This is a genomic window from Vibrio aquaticus (genome assembly GCF_003970385.1).
Classification (GTDB): Bacteria; Pseudomonadota; Gammaproteobacteria; order Enterobacterales; family Vibrionaceae; genus Vibrio; species Vibrio aquaticus.
The window spans coordinates 15989-37092 of sequence record NZ_RXZH01000009.1; the positions used below are offsets into that span (position 1 = coordinate 15989).

Annotated in this window: 16 protein-coding genes and 2 riboswitches; of the genes, 11 read left to right on the plus strand and 5 right to left on the minus strand. The window is 46.6% G+C overall.

Going from position 1 to position 21104, the window contains the following annotated elements:
* Nucleotides 1-28: 28 nt before the first annotated feature.
* Nucleotides 29-661: a peptide-methionine (S)-S-oxide reductase MsrA gene (gene msrA, locus EJ063_RS16675; protein ID WP_126575466.1), complete on the minus strand. Its 633-nt coding sequence runs from the start codon at nt 659-661 to the stop codon at nt 29-31.
* 117 nt (nt 662-778) lie between these two features.
* On the opposite strand from msrA, the gene tamA reads away from it, so the two are divergent.
* The 4 genes from tamA (at nt 779) to EJ063_RS16695 (ending at nt 7042) form a co-directional block, all read left to right on the plus strand.
* A complete protein-coding gene (gene tamA / locus EJ063_RS16680; protein WP_126575467.1) occupies nt 779-2494 on the plus strand; it encodes an autotransporter assembly complex protein TamA in 1716 nt (571 codons plus the stop codon).
* A complete protein-coding gene (gene tamB / locus EJ063_RS16685) occupies nt 2491-6249 on the plus strand; it encodes an autotransporter assembly complex protein TamB (protein ID WP_126575468.1) in 3759 nt (1252 codons plus the stop codon). The genes tamA and tamB overlap by 4 nt, the downstream gene beginning before the upstream one ends.
* Before the next feature lie 23 nt (nt 6250-6272).
* Nucleotides 6273-6620 (plus strand): gamma-glutamylcyclotransferase family protein, encoded by a 348-nt coding sequence (locus EJ063_RS16690; protein WP_126575469.1) that lies wholly within the window; start codon nt 6273-6275, stop codon nt 6618-6620.
* Between the two features lie 62 nt (nt 6621-6682).
* Entirely contained in the window at nt 6683-7042 is a 360-nt protein-coding gene (locus tag EJ063_RS16695) for a DUF2799 domain-containing protein (RefSeq protein WP_126575470.1), read from the plus strand.
* A gap of 55 nt (nt 7043-7097) precedes the next feature.
* Here the strand turns inward: EJ063_RS16695 and fbp are convergent, their stop codons facing one another.
* Nucleotides 7098-8108, minus strand: a complete 1011-nt coding sequence (gene fbp / locus EJ063_RS16700) for a class 1 fructose-bisphosphatase (RefSeq protein WP_126575471.1) — start codon at nt 8106-8108, stop codon at nt 7098-7100.
* 313 nt (nt 8109-8421) lie between these two features.
* Between fbp and mpl the strand changes: the two genes are divergently transcribed.
* From mpl to thiQ, 5 genes are all read left to right on the plus strand, one after another.
* Nucleotides 8422-9780 carry a UDP-N-acetylmuramate:L-alanyl-gamma-D-glutamyl-meso-diaminopimelate ligase gene (gene mpl / locus EJ063_RS16705; RefSeq protein ID WP_126575472.1) on the plus strand — a complete coding sequence of 453 codons (1359 nt, stop codon included), beginning with the start codon at nt 8422-8424 and terminating at the stop codon, nt 9778-9780.
* A 3-nt stretch (nt 9781-9783) separates the two neighbouring features.
* Nucleotides 9784-10407: a flavin prenyltransferase UbiX gene (locus tag EJ063_RS16710; RefSeq protein WP_126575473.1), complete on the plus strand. Its 624-nt coding sequence runs from the start codon at nt 9784-9786 to the stop codon at nt 10405-10407.
* A gap of 52 nt (nt 10408-10459) precedes the next feature.
* A riboswitch (TPP riboswitch) is annotated at nt 10460-10580 on the plus strand.
* A 52-nt stretch (nt 10581-10632) separates the two neighbouring features.
* Entirely contained in the window at nt 10633-11640 is a 1008-nt protein-coding gene (thiB, locus tag EJ063_RS16715; RefSeq protein WP_126575474.1) for a thiamine ABC transporter substrate binding subunit, read from the plus strand.
* 9 nt (nt 11641-11649) lie between these two features.
* The gene (gene thiP / locus EJ063_RS16720; RefSeq protein WP_126575475.1) at nt 11650-13254 is read left to right on the plus strand and encodes a thiamine/thiamine pyrophosphate ABC transporter permease ThiP; all 1605 of its coding nucleotides are present in this window, start codon (nt 11650-11652) and stop codon (nt 13252-13254) included.
* Nucleotides 13238-13942, plus strand: coding sequence for a thiamine ABC transporter ATP-binding protein (thiQ, locus tag EJ063_RS16725; protein WP_126575476.1), 705 nt, complete (start codon nt 13238-13240; stop codon nt 13940-13942). The genes thiP and thiQ overlap by 17 nt, the downstream gene beginning before the upstream one ends.
* Before the next feature lie 212 nt (nt 13943-14154).
* Here thiQ and yjgA read toward each other — a convergent pair whose 3' ends face one another.
* Nucleotides 14155-14682, minus strand: a complete 528-nt coding sequence (gene yjgA / locus EJ063_RS16730) for a ribosome biogenesis factor YjgA (RefSeq protein WP_126575477.1) — start codon at nt 14680-14682, stop codon at nt 14155-14157.
* Nucleotides 14683-14789: 107 nt separating this feature from the next.
* Here yjgA and pmbA point away from each other — a divergent pair, with 107 nt between their 5' ends.
* Nucleotides 14790-16133 carry a metalloprotease PmbA gene (gene pmbA, locus EJ063_RS16735; RefSeq protein WP_126575478.1) on the plus strand — a complete coding sequence of 448 codons (1344 nt, stop codon included), beginning with the start codon at nt 14790-14792 and terminating at the stop codon, nt 16131-16133.
* Between the two features lie 94 nt (nt 16134-16227).
* Here the strand turns inward: pmbA and lysC are convergent, their stop codons facing one another.
* Entirely contained in the window at nt 16228-17580 is a 1353-nt protein-coding gene (gene lysC, locus EJ063_RS16740) for a lysine-sensitive aspartokinase 3 (protein ID WP_126575479.1), read from the minus strand.
* A gap of 109 nt (nt 17581-17689) precedes the next feature.
* A riboswitch (Lysine riboswitch) is annotated at nt 17690-17867 on the minus strand.
* Nucleotides 17868-18090: 223 nt separating this feature from the next.
* Between lysC and EJ063_RS16745 the strand changes: the two genes are divergently transcribed.
* On the plus strand, nt 18091-19212 hold the full coding sequence (locus EJ063_RS16745) for a pyridoxal-phosphate-dependent aminotransferase family protein (protein ID WP_126575480.1): 1122 nt from the start codon (nt 18091-18093) through the stop codon (nt 19210-19212).
* Nucleotides 19213-19261: 49 nt separating this feature from the next.
* On the opposite strand, the gene EJ063_RS16750 is transcribed toward EJ063_RS16745, so the two are convergent.
* Entirely contained in the window at nt 19262-21046 is a 1785-nt protein-coding gene (locus EJ063_RS16750) for a PglL family O-oligosaccharyltransferase (protein ID WP_126575481.1), read from the minus strand.
* Nucleotides 21047-21104 lie beyond the last annotated feature (58 nt).

Below are 21104 nucleotides of genomic sequence, written 5' to 3' on the forward strand. Positions count from 1 at the left end.
AAAGCCGCCTTCATTTGGCGGCTTTTTGCTATCTGCTCTCTGGTGGGAAACAGACGCCTGTTCCCCCTAATCCACAGTAACCATTTGGGTTTTTCGCGAGATACTGCTGGTGGTAGTTTTCAGCATAGTAGTATTTACCGGCCGGTAGGATCTCGGTAGTAATGGCGCCATTTTGATGACCAAGTAACTGCTGATACTCTGATTTGGTCGCTTGTGCTACGCTGAGTTGCTCGTCACTGTAGACATAAATGGCTGAACGGTATTGAGTGCCACGGTCATTGCCTTGTCGCATTCCCTGAGTTGGGTCGTGCTGCTCCCAGAAATGCGAAAGAAGCTCACCTAAGCTGATCTTACTTGGGTCAAACACCACTCTGACGGCTTCAGTATGACCGGTTAATCCGGAGCACACTTCTTCATAGGTTGGATTTGGCGTAAACCCGCCGGAGTAGCCGACTGAGGTACTGATCACCCCATCTAATTGCCAGAACAGTCTTTCAGCCCCCCAAAAGCAGCCCATTCCTAGTAATATTTTTTCGCAACCTTGGCTCGGCTCTGCAGTCAAACTGGCATGATTGACGAAATGTGTATCATCAATAGCAAGCGGTGTATCACGACCAGGCAAGGCATCTTGTGGTGAAATGAGGGTTTGTTTGTTGAGCATTGTATTTTCCTTGCTGAGTATATTTTTATATAGACCGCCTAATTGACTGTTTTCATACAGACTTATATTTTTACTGGCGGTATTATTCCCTTACGTGATGTAGACAGATAATTAAGCATGTTCAGAAAGCCTTTACCAGTTCTATTAACATTTCTTGTAACAACGTCCTCAGCGTGGGCGCAAGACGTCGATCTTTCAATAGATGGCTTGGATGGCGCCTTACAAGATAATGTTGATGCTTACATCACTTCTATTCCAGCAGAAGAGTACTCAACAGGGTTACGTTTCCAAGCTCGTATCGAGCGAAATATCCGCGAAGCACTCAATGCATTAGGTTACTACCATCCTGAGTTTGCTTTCGAAGTCGCTGATGATGACTCTGAGTTAACCGTGACCGTCACACCAGGTCCTGTGGTGGTGATCAAAGAAGTCGACATCCAGATATCAGGTGAAGCGAAAAACGATGAAGATTTCGCAGCATTGATCAAAAGAGTCGGCATAAAGGCAGGGAATGCACTCAACCACAGTACCTATGATGCATTGAAGTCGGGGATTCGTAATTTAGCGCTGCAAAAAGGTTATTTTGAGGGTGACTATACTTTGAGTCGCCTAGAAGTCTCACCAGATCGCAATGAAGCGTTTGTTCGTCTTCATTACGACAGTGGCATTCGTTACCACTTTGGTGCCAGCACGGTTCAAGGCAGCCAAATTGAGCATGACCGCGTAGCATCACTTTCTCCTTATGAAGAGGGAGAACCTTACTTGGTCTCAAAGGTAGGTGAGTACAACCAGAACCTTTCTAATACCGATTGGTTTTCATCGGTGTTTGTTGAACCTGACCTTAGTGAACTCGGAAAAGGTCGGGAGCTGCCGATGAAAGTTTCATTAGCGCCTCAAGCAAGAAACCAACTTGAGACGGGTATTGGTTACTCGACCGATGTGGGCGTTCGAGGATCATTGAAGTGGAAAAAGCCTTGGGTGAACAGCCGAGGTCATAGCTTTGACAGTAGCTTCTCACTCTCTGCGCCGGAGCAGACCATTACCGCCGGTTACCGAATTCCTCTTGAAGATGTATTGAATGACTACTATCGCATTCAATATGGAATGAAAAACCTCGATAACCGCGACACCAAAAGCTTAGAGTCTAACCTGGCTTTAGAAAGGCACTGGGTGCTGGATAATGGCTGGCATCGAACCTTGTTTGTCCGTTACTTAATCGAGAGCTATGAGCAAGGTCTGCAAGATGACAGTGCTCAGTTTGTTCTACCGGGCATTTCGTTCTCTCGCAGTCGGATTCGTGGTGGTTCTATGCCGATGTGGGGTGATCGCCAAAGTTTAACCATTGAATATGGTGATCCGAGTGTAATCTCTGAAACGCGAGTGACTCGATTGATTGGTGGGATGACGTGGATTCGTGGAATCGGCGACAATCATCGAGGCATCTTCCGTATGGATGGTGGCGCCAACTTCGCTGAAGAGTTCAACAAGCTTTCTCCTTCTCTGCGTTTCTTCGCAGGTGGTGATAATAACTTACGTGGTTATGGCTACGAGTCTATTTCCCCTAAAGATAGCAGTGGCGCTCTAACCGGTGCCAAATACATCGCGACCAGCTCACTGGAATACCAATACCGAGTCTACGGCAACTGGTGGGGCGCGCTTTTCTACGACGTTGGTGACGCGTTTAATGATGAGATTGACCTCAAGCGAGGCGCCGGTGTCGGGGTGCGTTGGGCATCACCTGTTGGGCCTGTTCGCCTTGATTTTGCCTGGGGGTTAGATGCGACACCAGGCGATGAGTTTAAAATTCACTTCACATTGGGACCTGAGCTATGACCCGAGTTGTAATTAAGTGGTCAAAATGGCTATCCATTGCAATAGCCGGCTTATTGGCACTGATTTTCATCACTATTGGTTGGCTGCTGTTTACCAATAGTGGGTTGAATATTGCGTTATGGGGCGCTGAAAAATTTGTACCTCAGCTTAAGGTCGAGTCCGCTAAAGGGGCGATCTTTCCAAGATTTACGTTGAATAACGTTACCTTTAAAGATGAGTCACTGAATGTAGACACCGAGGTTGAAGCGTTGACGCTAGCGGTCAATGCGAGCTGTTTTACTGAACCAAGAGTGTGTATTGATGAAGTGGCGATTGATGGTCTGCGTTTTGCGATGCCGGAATTGCCCCCAAGCAATGAAACCGTCGAAGAAGAGCCTGCATCGACAACAGGCAAAGTGACTTCTCCGGTTCCTATCGTTGTACAACGCATTGCACTGACGGACATTGACCTTGATGTGCTTGGCAATAAGGTGACATGGGAATCCTTTACCTCGGGCCTGTCTTTCCAAGGTAACCGGCTTCGAGTCACCAAGACTCAGCTGACAGAACCTGTGGTCAAGCTCGCTCCAACTGAAGAGCCGACAAACCCTGAACCCGAATCGAGCAACGCGGCCCCTACTGCTATTGAACTGCCTGAGGTTGAGTTACCACTGCAAGTTGACGTTGTGAGGCTGGATATACATAACTTTAAGCTTGAGCAAGAAACACCCGTGATTGTTCATCACCTAGGGTTAAGCGCGCTTGCGAAAGAGTTCAAGGTTGATGTACGTACACTTGAGCTAGACATGCCTCAAGCTCAAGCAACGCTAGCCACACACGTTGAATTACGTGGGGATTACCCACTGACGCTCAACCTAGATGCAACAGTGAAAGAAGAAATCGCAGCTGGGCAAACTCTCTCGCTAAAGGCTGACGGAAGCGTGGCTGACTTAGGTTTGGAAGCAACGTTAGGTGGTTTGGCAAAAGCGAAATTATCCGCACAGTTGCAGCCGTTAAAGCCTGAGTTGCCGTTTGATATTGAGTTACGTGACGGTGATGTTCAGTGGCCATTGACCGGCAAGGGCGATTACTTTGTTGCCATTGACCACTTGAACGCCAAAGGATCTTTAGATGGCTATAAGGTTGATTTAGCCACTGACATTCAAGGGAAAGACCTTCCTGACCTCGCTGTTTCGCTTAACGGTGACGGAGACCTTAACCACATTACGCTTGAGAAAATCGATCTTGCGACGCTTGGTGGCCACGTGACCGGTGATGTGATGGCTAATTGGCAACAGCCGATTAACTGGGCGGCAAACCTGAATTTGAGCCATATCCAACCTGGCTTGCAGTGGCCAGAAGCGGAAGGGGACATCAGTGGTAAGCTCTCGACCAGTGGCAGCCTGACGGAACAAGGTGGCTGGAAAGTGGATGTACCGACCCTCGATATTGACGGTATCTTGCGTGATTACCCACTCAATATTGAAGGGGCGCTAGCGGCCTCTGATTCCAGCGGAAAAGGCGAGCTAAGCTTAAATACACCAAGACTTGTTTTGTCTCATGGCCCTAATCGCATTGAAGCCAGAGGTCAACTTGATAAGCAGTGGCAAATGGAGTTGGCGATCGATTTTCCTGAGCTGGTCAAAAGTGTGCCTGAACTCAAGGGGCAGATTGCGGGCAAGGTTTCTTTACGTGGTGCATTGAAAGAGCCAGAGGTTGGCTTAGACCTAGATGTTAAGAGTATCGATTGGCAAGGCGAAGCCAAAGTGGAACAGGTGACCTTAAAAGGCGATATCACGCCTCTTCCTGAGCCTGTGGGTAATTTGGCTTTGAAGGTTAAGAACGCTCAATATCAAGAGAACGTGCTTGATGATGTGGCTTTGTTGTTCAACGGTTCTCAAAAGCAGCATCAGCTTAAACTTGATGTGACGTCTAATATTGTCTCTACCAGTTTGGCTCTTAATGGCTCTTTGAAAAATGAACCTGATCTTTCCTGGAAAGGTGAGTTAGAGCGCATGTCGTTGAGCTCGAAGCAAGGCGAATGGCGCTTGAATCAGCCTACCGCATTGGGTTTTGAAAATGCGACTCAGCAAGTAGCCGTTGCTGCGCACTGTTGGCTGCAAGGAAATTCGTCACTCTGTCTCGATAAGGACATTGAAGTCGGTCAAAGTGGTGAAGCGGCACTAACATTAAGTCAGTTTGATTTCTCTCAGGTGGCCGCTTTAGTGCCAGAGACTACCGAATTAACCGGCGAAACGAATGCAAAGGTGTGGGCGAAATGGAGCCCAGAGCTCCCACCGCAATTGAAAGCATCGATTGATTTGCCGAAAGGTCAAGTGATTCAGAAATTAGAGCAGCCGATAACACTAGGCTGGGAAAGCATCACTCTGAACGCTGAACTGGCGGAAAACAAGCTTCAGGCGGATTGGCTATTCGACATCACAGATAATGGCGATGTCTCGGGTAAGGTGACGATTCCAGACGTGCTAGTTGACGATAAGCAGATCGATGGTCAACTTAAGTTAAGCACCTTTAACCTTGATTTCTTAGCACCTGTCATTGGTGACTTCAGTCAGCTTAAATCGAACATTTCTACCGACTTAGCGATTACTGGCCCAGTGATGCAGCCGAAAGTGAATGGTAAGTTCTTGGTTGATGATATTTTGCTGAAAGGGGATATCTCGCCAGTAGAGGTTGATTCGGGCCGTTTGACCATTAATTTTACTGGCTACGATGCCACGTTAGCGGCGGCGATTCATACGCCGGACGGCAAGCTAGAAGTGGCCGGTGATGCCGATTGGCATGATCTTGAAGATTGGAGCAGCAATGTTCGAGTATTCGCTGAAGAGCTCTATGTCGACGTGCCGCCAATGGTCAAGATGAAAGTCCAGCCGGATATGACGATCTCCGCATCTCCAAAACATGCTCGTGTCGATGGCGATATTGCACTGCCTTGGGGGCGTATTGTGGTGGAAGCTTTACCGCCAAGTGCGATTGGTATCTCAAAAGATCAGGTGTTGCTGAACGAGCAGCTTAAGCCGATTGATGAAGAGAATACGGTGCCATTTGTGCTTGAAACCAATATCAATATTAAGATTGGTGATGACTTCAAGCTGTCCGCCTTTGGACTTGAAGGTGGCCTTGTCGGTAAGCTTAACGTGGCTCAGAAAGATAAAGGCCCGTTTATTACTGGCGAGATTAACATTACCGATGGTTCGTATAGCTCATTTGGTCAAGACCTCCTAATCCAAGAAGGTAAGATCTTAATGAATGGCCCTGTGGATCAGCCTTATGTTCAAATCAGTGCAATTCGAAACCCTGATAATACGCAAGATGATGTGACCGCTGGGGTGAAGGTTACCGGCCCTGCGAGTGAGCCAACGGTGACGATTTTCTCTGATCCAGCGATGCCGCAGGCCAATGCGCTCTCTTATCTGCTTCGAGGGCAAGATATTGATGGCGAAGCAGGTGGAAACTCGATGACTACAACTCTGATTGGGCTAAGTTTAGCCAAGAGTGGCCGGGTGGTCGGTGAAATTGGTGAAGCATTTGGCGTACAAGATCTGCAGCTTGATACTGCAGGCAGTGGCGATGATTCTCAAGTGACCGTCAGTGGCTATGTGTTACCTGGCTTGCAGGTGAAGTACGGCGTCGGGATCTTTGACTCCGTGGGCGAGTTTACCGTCCGTTACCGTTTGATGCAGGATCTCTATGTAGAAGCGATGTCTGGTGTCGACAGTGCGGTCGATCTTCTGTATCAGTTTGAGTTTAATTAACGACAGAGTAGCGAGGGAGTGCAATGCAACATTTGGTCTTCGTTTATGGCACGTTACGTTATGGCGAATGTAACCACCACTTATTAGCGCAGAGCAGTTGTTTGGGTAACCATACAACCGCCCCTGTCTACGCGCTTTATGATCTTGGTGCTTACCCAGCCGTAATAGAAGGGCATAGTGCGATCGTTGGAGAGGTTTATCATGTCGATGAAGAAACCCTGGCTCAACTGGATCTATTGGAAGATGTTCCTGTTTTATATCGAAGAGAGCGGATAGAGACACCTTTTGGTCAGGCGTGGATTTATTTATATCAGGACATCAGTCAATTGAACGTCTCAATTTCTTCTGGCGACTGGCGGCAAAAAGTCTGATTGGTTTAGCTGGATAGGCACTAGCGTATAGAAAATGAATGAAACCTAATGAGGAGGTTATCGTGAAATATCTATTGGTAGTCATGGCGATTTTATTGGCGGGTTGTGCTTCTCAACCGGCCCCAATGACCAGCATCGAGAGTGATTGGTCCGATTATGGTCAACAACGAGCAGAGCAAGGCTACTTAAAGCAGTCAGAGAGCCGGTTAGCGAAACTCGACACTCAGGGGTATTTGACTCCTGAACTTTATTCGGCTTACCAAGACGGCTATGAAGCGGGTAGAGAAGTGTACTGTGAGCAAAGTGCCTATATGTTGGGTGTGATGGGAAAACCCTATTTAGGCATCTGCGACAAACTTAATCCTTTCTTTCAGCAAGATTACGTCTCAGGTAAAACGTCAACCGCTGGCTCGATGTTCTAATCGCAAAAAAAAAGAGTCGCTCAGTGCGACTCTTTTTCGTTGGGGATTGTGGTGCTTACTCGCGGTTAAGCTCTAAAAACTCTCCCACTTTTTCTACCATATTCTTCGAGCCAACAAAGAATGGCACACGTTGGTGCAGTTCGGTTGGTTCAATGTCCATGATGCGCTGCACACCATCTGAAGCAACACCACCAGCTTGCTCGATGATGTAAGCCATAGGGTTACATTCATACAGTAGGCGTAGCTTACCATTCGGGTGGCTTTGCGTACTTGGGTACAGATAGATACCGCCTTTGAGAAGGTTGCGGTGGAAATCTGCTACTAAAGAGCCGATGTAACGCGAAGTATATGGGCGCTTTTCACTCGGCTCGTTTTCTTGGCAATACTTGATGTATTTCTTCACACCAAGAGGGAAACGAATGTAGTTACCTTCATTGATTGAGTAGATAGTGCCATCTTTTGGAATCATCATGTTTTCATGCGATAGACAGAAGGTGCCGAGTGATGGATCGTAAGTGAAGCCGTTCACACCATTACCGGTTGTGTACACCAACATGGTTGAAGAGCCGTAGATAACATAGCCGGCGGCCACTTGCTTGTGACCAGGCTGTAAAAAGTCTTCTTGAGTCGGAGGGGTTCCGATTGGAGAAACTCGGCGGTAGATCGAGAAGATAGTACCAACAGAGACATTCACATCAATGTTTGATGAGCCATCAAGTGGGTCCATTAAGACAACGTATTTCGCGTTTTTGTTGAGCTCTTTGTTAAACGCTACAGCTTCATCTTCTTCTTCACTGGCAACACCACAGACTTGGTCACGGGCTTCTAGCGCCGCTTTGAACTTATCGTTGGCGTAAACGTCCAGTTTTTGTTGATCTTCGCCTTGAACATTTTCAGTACCAACGGCACCGGTAATGTCTCCAAGACCCGCCGCATTAATTTCACGGTTAACAATCTTAGCAGCAAGACGAATAGAAGAAAGTAGGGATGATAGATCACCGCTTGCGTGGGGGAAGTCCGCTTGTTTTTCAACAATGAACTCGCCAAGGGTGCGCATTCCAGACATGGTTATTCCTTAAAAAGTCGCTCTTAAAAGTAGGGGGTATGGGTAGTGATGATCTCTCACGGATCTTTTGCTGTTACCCGTTACAAAGTGTAAGAGTTAGATCTTTTTATTGGTAATGAACTAACTGCTTAAGATCTCAATTTGCTTGTCGACCAATGAGTTAGCTTACATATATTCAGTGAATCAAGCAGCGCTGCTTCAAGAGTGAGCAGTTAGAGAGGCCACATCAATATTGTCGACTTAAAATGGTTCGCTTTTGATGGCTTTATCGCCATAATGACAACATTATTTTTGCCTACAACAAGGTCAGTTTATGCATATTCATATCTTGGGAATTTGCGGCACATTCATGGGTGGTGCAGCGGTGTTAGCTCGTCAGTTAGGACATAAAGTGACGGGAAGTGATGCCAACGTCTATCCGCCAATGAGTACTCTATTGGAGTCTCAAGGTATTGAAATCATAGAGGGATTCGACCCATCGCAGTTAGATCCTGCACCTGACTTAGTGGTGATAGGTAATGCCATGAGTCGTGGTAATCCGTGTGTCGAGCATGTACTAAACACCAATTTACGTTACACCTCTGGTCCTCAGTGGTTACAAGAGTTTTTATTGCATGATCGTTGGGTTCTGGCTGTGTCAGGGACACATGGCAAAACAACTACCTCAAGCATGTTGTCTTGGATCCTCGAAGAGTGCGGCTATCAGCCGGGTTTCTTGGTAGGTGGTGTGTTAGGTAACTTCGGAGTGTCTGCACGCTTGGGCGAAAGCATGTTTTTTGTCGTTGAAGCGGATGAATACGACAGTGCTTTTTTCGACAAACGTTCTAAGTTTGTGCATTACCACCCAAGAACCTTGGTAATGAATAACTTAGAGTTTGATCATGCCGATATCTTTGATGATTTAGAAGCGATTAAACGTCAGTTCCATCACTTAGTTCGCACCGTTCCAGGAAACGGACGTATCTTAGCGCCTAAGCAAGATAGCTCGATTGCTGATGTTCTCGAACGCGGTTGCTGGAGTGAAACCGAATTCAGTGGTGAGCAAGGCGATTGGAAAGCTCAAAAACAAGAGGCAGATGGTTCGACGTTCAACGTGTTCTTCCAAGGTGAGCTTGTTGGTTCCGTACAATGGGATTTAGTGGGCGACCACAATGTGGATAATGCACTAATGGCCATTGCTGCGGCTCGACACGTGGGCGTAACACCGGATCTCGCATGTGAAGCGCTTGGTAAATTTATTAACACCAAACGTCGTCTAGAATTAAAAGGTGACGTGAACGGCGTCACAGTTTATGACGATTTTGCACATCACCCAACTGCGATTGAACTTACCTTAGGTGGTCTACGTAATAAGGTCGGTAATGATCCTATCATTGCGGTTTTAGAACCTCGCAGCGCAACCATGAAACGTGGTGTGCATAAAGACACTCTAGCGGCTTCCCTAAAACAAGCGGATCATGTATTCCTCTACCAACCAGACAATATTGAGTGGTCAGTCGATGACATTGCGAGTCAATGTGGTCAGCCAGCGGACACATCGAGTGATATTCATCAGCTGGTGGAGAGCATTGTCAAGCAAGCGCAAAGCGGTAGCCATATCTTAGTGATGAGTAATGGCGGCTTTGAAGGTATTCATGGCAAGTTGCTAGATAAACTCGCTGAGAAACAATAAGTAATGAGCACAATAACGAAATCCATCACCCTGGCATTCACTGGCGCATCCGGTGCGCCTTATGGTCTGCGTTTACTCGAGTGTCTACTCGCTGCTGACTATCAAGTCTATTTACTGATCTCTTCGGCTGCGCGAGTTGTTCTCGCGACCGAGCATGGGCTAAAACTGCCTGCTAACCCTGAAAACGCACACAAAGCGTTAGTTGAACACCTCAAGTGTGACGCAGAGAAATTGGTGGTGTGTGGGAAAGATGATTGGTTCTCTCCGGTTGCCTCAGGCTCTGCAGCACCTAAGCAGATGGTGGTGTGTCCATGTTCAACGGGCAGTGTTGCCGCAATTGCACACGGCATGTCTGATAACCTGATTGAACGAGCCGCTGATGTTGTGATGAAAGAGCGCGGGCAGTTGCTGTTAGTCGTGCGTGAAACGCCATTCTCAACCCTACATCTTGAGAACATGCATAAGCTGTCACAAATGGGCGTAACCATTATGCCAGCAGCACCGGGTTTCTATCATCAACCTAAGTCGATTGAAGATTTGGTTGATTTTATGGTAGCGCGTATCTTAGATCACCTCGGTGTAGAACAAGGCCTTGTTCCACGTTGGGGCTATGACCAACGCAGTTAACGGCTAGGTAACATACTCTAGCTATTGAGTCTCATAACTATTACAATTTGAGTGTTACTCATCGGGGAGCTATTGAGCCAAGTTATATTGGCTAATGCTGAGATCGAATATATTTCGGGACCCGTGGACCTGAACCAGATAATGCTGGCGTAGGAATTGAGTTTGGATTTATCGCCACGATACCTTCCTCAAACCTGTGCCGCTCATACAAGGAGAGAGCGAGCAGTGAAAACCACTCTAAGCACACTTACCATCAGCACTCTAGCGGCTGCGACACTAACTTCATTTTCTGCTTTCGCAGCAGACAACACCCTAACTGTTTATACCTATGACTCATTTGCCGCAGACTGGGGCCCAGGTCCAACGGTAGAGAAAGCGTTTGAAGCACAATGTGGTTGTGACATTAACTTTGTCGCGCTTGATGACGGTGTATCCATTCTAAACCGCCTACGTTTAGAAGGTGACAACAGTAAAGCTGACATCGTACTTGGCTTAGACAACAACCTCATGGCTGAAGCGAAAAAGACCGGATTATTGGCAGAGCACAATGTCGACACGTCGAAAGTAACGCTACCAAACGGTTGGAAAGACAGCACCTTTGTTCCGTATGACTTTGGTTACTTTGCCTTTGTCTACAACAAAGAAACGCTCGCTAACCCACCTAAAAGTTTGAAAGAGTTAGTGGAATCGCGTGAGGATCTTAAAGTGATTTATCAAGATCCGCGTACATCAACGCCGGGCCAAGGTTTAATGCTGTGGATGAAGTCTGTTTATGGTGATGACGCAACCCAAGCATGGAAGCAATTGTCAGAAAAGACAGTAACAGTAACCAAAGGTTGGTCTGAAGCTTACTCGATGTTCTTGGAAGGCGAGTCTGACCTCGTGCTTTCTTACACGACTTCTCCGGCTTACCACTTGATTGCGGAGAATGATGCTAAGTTCGCAGCTGCAGATTTCGCGGAGGGTCACTACACGCAAGTTGAAGTGGCTGCAAAAGTAAAAGGCTCTAAAAACGAAAAGCTAGCGGATGAGTTCATGAGCTTTATCCTTAGCGATGAGTTCCAATCAGCGATGCCAACGGGCAACTGGATGTACCCAGTAACAAGCGTTGAACTGCCAAAAGGCTTTGAAACGTTAAGCGTACCAAGCCAAGCGTTAAGCTTTAGCGCTGACGAAGTGGCAGAAAACCGCAAGTCTTGGATTCGTGAATGGCAAAGTGCTCTAACCTTCTAAGGCTCTCTTTTGCGTAAAACACCTCTTATTGGCTTATGGGTCGCGATACTTATCGCGACCTTTGTTATTTCTGCGTTATCGGCTCTGATGCTTAATGCCGACACTTTCAATATCGGTCAAATCTGGGGCGACCCTTACTACCGTCACGTAACCAAATTCAGCTTTTATCAATCATTTTTATCGACACTGTTTAGTGTTGGTCTCGCTATTCCTGTCGCACATGCTTTATCTCGCCGTCAGTTTCCGGGCAAACAATTGCTACTTAAACTATTTGCGACCACCTTAGTTCTACCGGTGCTGGTGGGTGTTTTTGGTTTGTTGGCGATATACGGAAATAGCGGTTTAGTCGCTAACATTTTTGAGTGGTTTGATAGCAAATTGCCATTTTCTATATACGGTCTAAATGGCATCTTATTAGCGCATGTGTTCTTTAATCTGCCTTATGCGACCCGATTGCTGCTTCAAGCTCTGGATTCTATTCCTCAAGAACAACACAAGCTGTGTGCTCACTTAGGAATGGGACATTGGGACAAGTTTCGCTGGATAGAGTGGCCAAGGCTTCGACAGCAATTACCTCATGTCAGCGGCTTGGTGTTTATGCTCTGTTTCACCAGTTTTGCAACTGTGATGGCGTTAGGGGGCGGACCGAAATCGACCACGATAGAATTGGCCATTTATCAGGCGATTAAGTTTGATTTTGATTTGCAGGCTGGGGCGCTACTAGCGATTTGGCAAATGATGCTGTGCGGCATTATGGCGTTGACGATTCAGCGCTTAGCCAAGCCGATGGCCGTGAGTAACGGCTCACAAACAAGGCTCTTCTACTTATCTAAAGATACGTTGCTGTCTAAGCTTTGGGATTGGGGGTGGATTAGTGGTGCGATGTTATTGGTTCTGCCACCTCTGTTAATGGTTATTCTGAGCGGCCTCAACAAAGAAGTGGTCAATGTCTTAAGCGACGGTCGATTTTGGCTCGCTTTTTGGGCATCAATCAAAGTCGCCACGTTAGCCAGTTTGCTAGCGTTAACGGCGGGTATTGCTATTTTACTGACCAGTCGACGCTTGCGTTTGAATCATCAAGTCAAACGTGCGGACCATATTGAATTGATTGGTACGATCATTCTTGTTACGCCAGGCTTAGTGATTTCAACTGGGTTGTTCTTGCTATTACGATCATTTACCGATGTGTTCAGCTTAGCCTTTTTTGTGGTTGTCGCAGTGAACGCATTGATGGGGCTGCCTTATGTGATAAAAACGCTCTCACAGCCGATGCTGCACATTGAACAACAGTACCAATATGTCTGTGCAAGTTTAGGAATGAAAGGCTGGCAACGTTTTAAGATGGTGGAATGGAAGGCGTTGAAGAAACCATTGGCTCATGCCTTTGCCATTAGTTTTATGTTCGCCATTGGCGATTTAAGTGCGGTGGCGCTGTTTGGTAGCCAAGAGTTTCGCACTTTACCGCTCTATCTATTTCAGTTACTTGGTAGCTACCAGATGGAAGCCGCAGCGGTGGTTTCGGTCACCTTGCTGCTGTTAAGTGTTGGCTGTTTTACGCTAATAGAACGGTTGTTCAACGTGAATAAAAAGGTGAGTTATGCTGACGCTGAGTAACGTGGATTATTACTACCACAATGAACTGTTCCACTTTGATGTCGAAGTGAAGCAAGGCTCAATTGTTGCGCTTATGGGGCCAAGCGGTGCGGGTAAATCGACCTTACTTGCTTTGGTCGCGGGGTTTATTGAGCCGGAGAAAGGTTCTATTACTGCTGATGATCAGGAGTTGGTAGGTTTAGAACCATATCAACGCCCCTTTGCAATGTTGTTTCAAGAGCACAACTTATTTGCTCATTTAACGGTACGACAGAATATTGGCTTGGGGTTACACCCAGGTTTGAAATTGACGGCTGAGCAATCTAAGTCGGTTGAACAAGCCGCACAGCAAGTTGGGGTTTTTGAGTATTTGGAGAGGCTCCCAGAGCAGCTTTCGGGCGGTCAGAGGCAAAGAGTAGCACTGGCTCGTTGTTTTGTTCAGCCACACCCAGTGTGGTTGCTTGATGAGCCATTCTCAGCATTAGATCCCATTCTGCGTGAAGAGATGTTGAGTTTGGTGGAAAACTTGGCCAAAGAGCGCAACATTACTGTACTGATGGTCACGCACCATATCAGTGACGCTAAGGCGATAAGTTCGGATTTTATCTTTGTCGCCAATGGGCGTGTGGAAGTGGCAGAAGAGATTGAGCAGCTGTCTTCAGGTCACTCTAACCCGACATTACGTGAATTTGTCCGGGCCGGGGAATGAACTAAGCAAAGGGTGCGTCACGAGTCAGGTCATTCCCTAGACTGACGAAGGAAGGAGTCGGGAATCTTATAAAGCTATCGACTTGCTGGAAGAGAACCCCAACTCACTCATCTTTTACTCTTGAGGATGACTAGCCAATTGATTGAAAATAAAAGAGGGCTGACGTTTGGCGTCAGCCCTCTTTTAACTTTAAGCGAAAGTGCTTTAGAAGGTTAAGATTCTTCTTCGTTAAGCGCTTTTAGCACTTGGAAGATTTCACGAAACGCTTTCGCCGGTTTACCGGCTTTTTTCTCTTTGGCAGCTTGGCGAGCAAGCTGGCGTAAACGCTGACGGTCAGCATTTGGGAATTGCTCTACAGCATCGGCAATCGCACTGTCACCTTCTTCTACGATTCGATCGCGAAGTTGCTCTAGCTTATGCAGTTCAGCAGTTGCTTGAGAGTGCTTGTTACGCACTTTGTCTAGCGCAGCCTGCAGCGGTTCGGTTTCTTCGAAACGCATCAGCTTGCCAATATACTGAAGCTGACGGCGGCGCGCTTCGTTCTTAAAACGTTGTGCGTCTTTAATTGCTTCAGCGAGGTCTTCGCTCAATGGGAATTTTTCTAGAACAGACGGCTTCAATGCAGCTAGCTCTTCGCCCAGCTTTTGTAGCTCTTCCATGTCACGCTTCAACTCGGTTTTACTAACCCAGATGATTTCCTCTTCTTCTTCCCATGGCGCTTTTTGATTCTTACGTGCCATCTTTCTGCCTTATTTGAACATCTATTTCTCTATTTTAACAAGAATCGTGGGGAGAAAGCGAAATTCTTGTTATTCTAAAGGCAATTGATCTTAAGAAATAAGCAAATATGGACGTAAGAGAGCAAGTGGCTCAACAACGAGTTGAGTTAGAAGCCGCAGTAGCCAAAGCATTAGAGATGGCTGCAGAGAAATCTGACGCTGCAGAAGTCGCTATCAGTAAAAGCACAGGCTTAAGTGTTTCGACTCGTATGTGCGAAGTTGAAAACGTTGAATTTAATAGTGATGGAGCGTTGGGTATCACGGTTTACCGTAACCAACGTAAGGGCAGTGCCTCTACATCAGACTTGAGTGAAAAGGCGATTCAGCAAACGGTTCTCGCTGCTCTTGATATTGCTCAATACACGTCTGAAGATCCGTATGCGGGTCCGGCTCCAAAAGAGTTGATGGTCCAAGAGATTCCGGATCTTGACCTTTTCCATCCGGATACGCCTGATCCAGACTATGCGGCTCAAGTTGCCATTGCCGCAGAGCAACAAGCGCTTTCTTACAGCGATCAAATTAAACAAAGTGATGGCGCGAGCTACGACAGCCATTACGGATTAAAAGTGTACGGTAACAGCCATGGTTTATTGGCGAGTTACGCTTCTAGCCGTCATAGCACTAGCTGCTGTGTCATTGGCCAGGGTGCCAATGGCGAGATGGAGCGTGATTACAGCTACACGGTTGCTCGTCATAAAGATGAGCTGTGGACGCCTGAAATTGTGGGCCAGAAAGCAGCAGAAAAAACCGTGAGTCGTTTGGATGCACAGAAGCTTAAAACAGGTAAGTACCCAGTAATGTTTGCTGCTGATGTTGCAACTGGTTTGCTTGGCCACTTAGTGATGGCGATCAGTGGTGGCAACCTATACCGTAAATCGTCGTTCCTATTGGACCATCTAGGTAAACAAATTTTACCTGAGTGGTTTAATGTTTCTGAGCGTCCACATATTCTGCGTGGTTTGGCGTCAAGCCCGTTTGATAGTGAAGGTGTGTTTACCCAAGACCGTGAGATCATCACCGATGGTGCTCTTGCAACGTATCTACTGACAAGTTATGCAGCACGCAAGATGGAGATGACACCAACAGGCCATGCGGGTGGTATCCACAACTGGTTCGTAAAATCGACCGGTCAGAACTTTGAGCAAATGCTGAAAGAGCTTGGCACGGGTCTGCTGGTGACGGAAACCATGGGGCAGGGTGTGAACATTGTAACTGGTGACTACTCACGCGGTGCAGCGGGTTTCTGGGTAGAAAATGGTGAGATCCAATACCCCGTGTCTGAGATCACTATCGCAAGTAATCTTAAAGATATGTTCAACCAGATTGTTGCGGTGGGCAGTGATGTTGAAACCCGTTCACAAATCCAAACGGGTTCTATCTTGCTTGAATCAATGAAGGTTGCTGGTGAGTAAGAGCTAAAACTTCCGCTTTCGCATACCATTGGTCATTCCATAGAATGACAGTAAAAGAAAAGGTTGATGTTTTCGCATCAACCTTTTTTGTTTCTTAGCCTTCAAACAATTCCGTATGCAGCTTCTGAATCGCTTGTTTAGAAACAGATTCATGAACAAGGAAACACAGGTTATGAGGGCTTGCTCCATAACAAATCATACGTAGGTTGAAGTCTTCTAGAGTACCAAAGACCTGTTTAGCGTAGCCTTTGCTCTCACTCATGTTGTTACCGATAAGAGCAACTAAACAGAGGTTGTGTTCGACTTCTACCGTACATAGCTCCTCAAGTTCAAGACGAGCTGCTTCTGGAAGCTGAGGTGCGCCGCCGGATGTGTCAGTCTGATCCAGAGTCAGAGAAACACTGATCTCTGAGGTTGTAATCAAATCAACAGACACTTTGTGCTTAGCAAGGACTTCAAATACCTTAGCTAAGAAGCCGTACGCATGGAACATTTTTGCACTGCGTAGAGTCACCATCGTTTGATTGCAACGTAGGGCAAGTGCACGGAAAAGAGGTGAGCTTTCTACCTGATGGCGAATCCACGTTCCGCCTTTCTCCGGCTCTTTAGATGAACCGACAAAGACAGGAATGTCGTGTCGAAGTGCTGGCACCAGTGTGGAAGGATGAAGGATTTTTGCGCCGAAGTTAGCCATTTCTGACGCTTCACTGAAGCTGATTTCTGAAATCGGAGATGCTTTTGGTGCGATGCGTGGATCTGTGGTGTATATACCCGGAACGTCAGTCCAAATCTCTAGGCCTGATGCTTCGACTGACTCTGCAATCAACGCCGCACTGTAATCACTGCCACCCCGACCAAGCGTGGTGGTATTCCCTTCTGCGTCAGAGCCGATAAAGCCTTGTGTCACAACGACGAAATCTTGGCAAAGTGGTACTAGATTTTGTTGCGATAGCTGGCGGATAGTGTCTAGTTCAGGCTCCGCCTTGCCAAAGTTACTGTCTGTGCGCAGTACATCTCGGATATCAAAGCGAACGGCATTAATGCCGCGATCTTTCATAAGTTGAGTCAGTAGGTGAGTCGACATTAACTCACCACAAGCAACAAGGTGATCGGTCAATTTATGACTGGACTGAATGGAAGCTGCTTCAGCTAAGCGCGTCACGGTATCAAGAATGGCTGACACTTCGCTCGCTGCTTGAGTGGCATCTTCAAGATTGTTGAGAACAGCTTGGTGAATATCAGCCAGTTGATTTAGGACTTCATTGCGCCGGGTTTGGTCTTGAACACCATTAGCGAGCTCAACAAGTAGGTTTGTGACCCCTGAACAGGCGCTGCTCACGACGAGTTTTGTATTTGGACTATTTTCTATAATTGCAGCACAGCGGCTCATTGCTTCAAAATTAGCAACACTTGTTCCACCAAACTTAGCGACATTAAAACTGCTCACAGCGTTTCTCCCACGACTTCCTAAAATATAATTTGGTAGCGATACCAACATCCAATGTTTGTTTTAATGCAGAGAGTAGAGCGAGATAGAGGTGATTATTCGAATGGTATACCTCAGAAGCTCATCATCAGTCTGTGCCGATGACAGTTGCAGGGATTCAGCCCTAGCAACCGATAGATTCAAGCCTGCAACCCGTATCTACCTCGGCACTGCTCCCCCTTAATATATTGTTTCGGATTTGCGGATCCACAATACATCTACCTGGGCAGTGCTCCTCTTCTGCAAAATAATTTGCTATGTGGGATAAATATTCACCACACACTTTGCATTGAACGTTTTTATGTGACGTATGTCAACGGTAATTTGTAACTTTATATTGTTTATAAATTAACAAACTTGTGACACTGGTTTGACCTCAAGACTTTGGGCTAATTGCTGAGCACTCTTATTTCGATTAATGTGGAGTAATAAGAAATAAATAGAACAAAAATGATTAAAAAGGAGCTGCCAATGACGATTCAAAGTTTCATTCCCCCACACCGTATTCTAATGGGCCCGGGGCCATCGGACATTTCACCTCAAGTATTGCAAGCGCTGAGTCGCCCTACTGTTGGCCACTTAGACCCTCTGTTTGTTGCAATGATGGATGAGCTAAAGTCGCTACTTAAGTACGCCTTCCAAACCGAAAATGAATTTACGATTGCCGTTTCAGCGCCGGGCAGTGCAGGGATGGAGACCTGTTTTGTGAACCTTGTTGAACCAGGTGAAAAAGTGATTGTTTGCCGCAATGGTGTGTTTGGTGAGCGCATGCGTGAAAACGTGGTACGTGCAGGCGGTATTGCTGAAGTTGTGGATGATGAATGGGGAGCGCCGGTTTCTCTCGATAAAGTTGAACAAGCATTAAAAGCCAACCCTGATACTAAGATTCTCGCTTTCGTTCACGCAGAAACGTCAACCGGTGCCTGTAGTGATGCCGAAGCATTAGGCAAACTCGCTAAGCAATATGGCGTATTAACCATTGTCGACGCCGTAACGTCATTGGGTGGTGTGCCCCTTAAAGTTGATGAATGGCAATTGGATGCGGTGTACTCAGGCAGTCAGAAGTGTTTGTCTTGTGTTCCTGGCTTGTCTCCAGTGACATTTTCTTCTGCGGCGATAGAAAAGATCCAAGCTCGAACGACACCGGTTCAAAGCTGGTTTTTGGATCAAAGCTTAGTGCTTGGTTATTGGAGCGGCGAGGGCAAGCGCAGCTACCACCATACCGCGCCAGTGAATAGCTTATATGCTCTGCATGAGTCACTACTTATCCTGAAAAATGAAGGGCTTGAGAATGCGTGGCAGCGTCATCGTGATATGCATGAGAATCTTAAGCAAGGGCTAGAAAAACTTGGCTTTGAGTTTGTGGTCGAAGAGCAGTCTCGATTACCTCAGCTCAATGCTATCTACATTCCAGAAGGCGTCGATGATGCGGCTGTACGCAGCCACCTATTGAATACCTACAACCTGGAAATTGGTGCCGGTTTAGGGGCGTTGGCAGGCAAAGCGTGGCGTATTGGTTTAATGGGCTACGGGGCTCGCGCGGAGAATGTCGCTGTGTGTCTGCGAGCACTTGAAGAGTCTCTAGCGAAGTGAGTCATTATCCAGTAACAATAAAGGCGACCTAGGGTCGCCTTTATTGTTTTTATTCCTCGGGCATCGACTCTTTCTCGCTATCCGCTTTTAATGCATCGACATTTGGCGGAATGTAGTGAACGTCCGAGAAATCTCTCTTGGGAAAGAGGAATTGAGCTTCTTGACGAATCTGCTCTGCTTTTTCCGTTTCCCCTAATCCCTGATAAGCCAGAATTAGGTTGTTATAGAAAGCAGGACGAGGCTTGTCTTTGATGATGTCCAAAGACCAATCGACATAAGGCTGAATAAATTGGGCGTCTTGCTTGTACAAACCAATGTTGAGATAAGTACTGAAAATATCCCAATCATAGCGATCTTTCCAAACCACAGGGTTACTCACTTGTTCAAGTAAATCTGGGTTTTTAGGATTTGAACGTTCAAATTGAGTCAGGACATAGTTTGTGTGTAGTGTGCTGAGCATATACACGCTAACGATAATTGGGATGACTAAACTCATTACGCGTAGCAATGTTTGTGAAACAACGCTTAATGACACAACACGGCCGGAATTGGCTCTTTGGTCGACCCAATAGAGCAGAACCACAAACGTTATCCAGTGAATGGCAGAGTGGTAAAACGGGTATTCCAATTGGCTATGCAGGACGATTGGCACAAAAAGAGCGAATAAGGCTAAGCGAGTACCTTTTGCCGTTTGTGCGATGCGAACCAGCACCATACTTGCTGCTAAAACGATGCCTAAAATGGGTACAATACCGCCTTCTACCCCCCAGTAGAGCAGTTCATTGTGGGGGTGATCCATCGCTGCGAGACCTGGTTGATAGTCTGGATTCAACTGATGTTGGCGAGCGGTATAGACAATGTACTCTGGTTCAAATCGGCCGTAACCATAGCCAGTAAATGGCTTCTCTATCAACATGTCGAAAGTTTGAGGAAATATATATTTCCTTGCTCCTTCGAAGTGAGCCTTTTTTGCTACAAGGTTAGCTTCTTCTCCAGTGTTGATCGTAGTTATTGCTCCAATACTCAAGCCGACAATAATAGCTAGAGTCCAGCCCCAAAAGCGTTTTTTCGTCGCAAACTTATAGAGGTAGGGCATAAGTAAAGCGACTGAAATAAGGGCGGCCAACCAACCCGTACGTGAAGCGAGTACGACAAGTAGGGGAATGGTTACGATTGGCATTAAGTACAACAGTGCAACTTCACTGACTTTGCGCTGATACTTTTTAGGGTGTCGAGTGAGAAGGTAGCCTGACAGCGCTAAGCCAGTTGCGAGAAAACTTGCCATGACATTTGGTTGTTGGAAAATGCCGTAAGGTCGGTTGGCAATGGTATTGTAACCAAACAGATTTCCTGGTTCTAAAACAAAGAATTGAACCCAGCCAAAGAGCGCTTCAATCAATACGCCTAAGGTAATAAACCACAGCAGGCGTTGTTTTTGTTTATTGCTGAATCGAAATTGCTGTAAGACCACAAAGAGTAAGAAACCAGTCCAAAGGCCTATGATTTTACCTGAGGATAGGGTTGGAGCAGCATTGCTATACAACAAGGGTGCACTGAGCATGACGCAGCTTAGAAACAGCGCAATGGTGAGTTTGTTGTATTTGAGTTGTCCTTGGGTGCCGAATTGATATAAACCGATCGCAATCGAAAAGCTGAGCACGAGCCATGTTGTCGGGTTAAAAGAGAGCGCAAGGCCTGAGCCGCCAGGGTTCGGCATAAAAAAGTGCATAGCGAGCAAATAAACAATGCCGAAAGAAATAAGAAATGGCTTAATCAAAGGGATCTTAGGGGCTTTGATCTCGAGTTCCGTCCCTGCTACGTGAGTAGTCGCCATAAATTACCATACCTTTAAACAAAATAGACCAGAGGGGGATCCACTGGTCTACTTATCT

Bases quoted from the DNA above. Each gene is read 5' to 3' on its own strand.
- yjgA (WP_126575477.1), bottom strand. From the start codon at position 14,682: ATGGCACGTAAGAATCAAAAAGCGCCATGGGAAGAAGAAGAGGAAATC.
- EJ063_RS16710 (WP_126575473.1), top strand. From the start codon at position 9,784: ATGAGCACAATAACGAAATCCATCACCCTGGCATTCACTGGCGCATCC.
- msrA (WP_126575466.1), bottom strand. From the start codon at position 661: ATGCTCAACAAACAAACCCTCATTTCACCACAAGATGCCTTGCCTGGT.
- mpl (WP_126575472.1), top strand. From the start codon at position 8,422: ATGCATATTCATATCTTGGGAATTTGCGGCACATTCATGGGTGGTGCA.
- EJ063_RS16750 (WP_126575481.1), bottom strand. From the start codon at position 21,046: ATGGCGACTACTCACGTAGCAGGGACGGAACTCGAGATCAAAGCCCCT.
- tamB (WP_126575468.1), top strand. From the start codon at position 2,491: ATGACCCGAGTTGTAATTAAGTGGTCAAAATGGCTATCCATTGCAATA.
- thiQ (WP_126575476.1), top strand. From the start codon at position 13,238: ATGCTGACGCTGAGTAACGTGGATTATTACTACCACAATGAACTGTTC.
- EJ063_RS16690 (WP_126575469.1), top strand. From the start codon at position 6,273: ATGCAACATTTGGTCTTCGTTTATGGCACGTTACGTTATGGCGAATGT.
- EJ063_RS16745 (WP_126575480.1), top strand. From the start codon at position 18,091: ATGACGATTCAAAGTTTCATTCCCCCACACCGTATTCTAATGGGCCCG.
- pmbA (WP_126575478.1), top strand. From the start codon at position 14,790: ATGGACGTAAGAGAGCAAGTGGCTCAACAACGAGTTGAGTTAGAAGCC.
- fbp (WP_126575471.1), bottom strand. From the start codon at position 8,108: ATGTCTGGAATGCGCACCCTTGGCGAGTTCATTGTTGAAAAACAAGCG.
- tamA (WP_126575467.1), top strand. From the start codon at position 779: ATGTTCAGAAAGCCTTTACCAGTTCTATTAACATTTCTTGTAACAACG.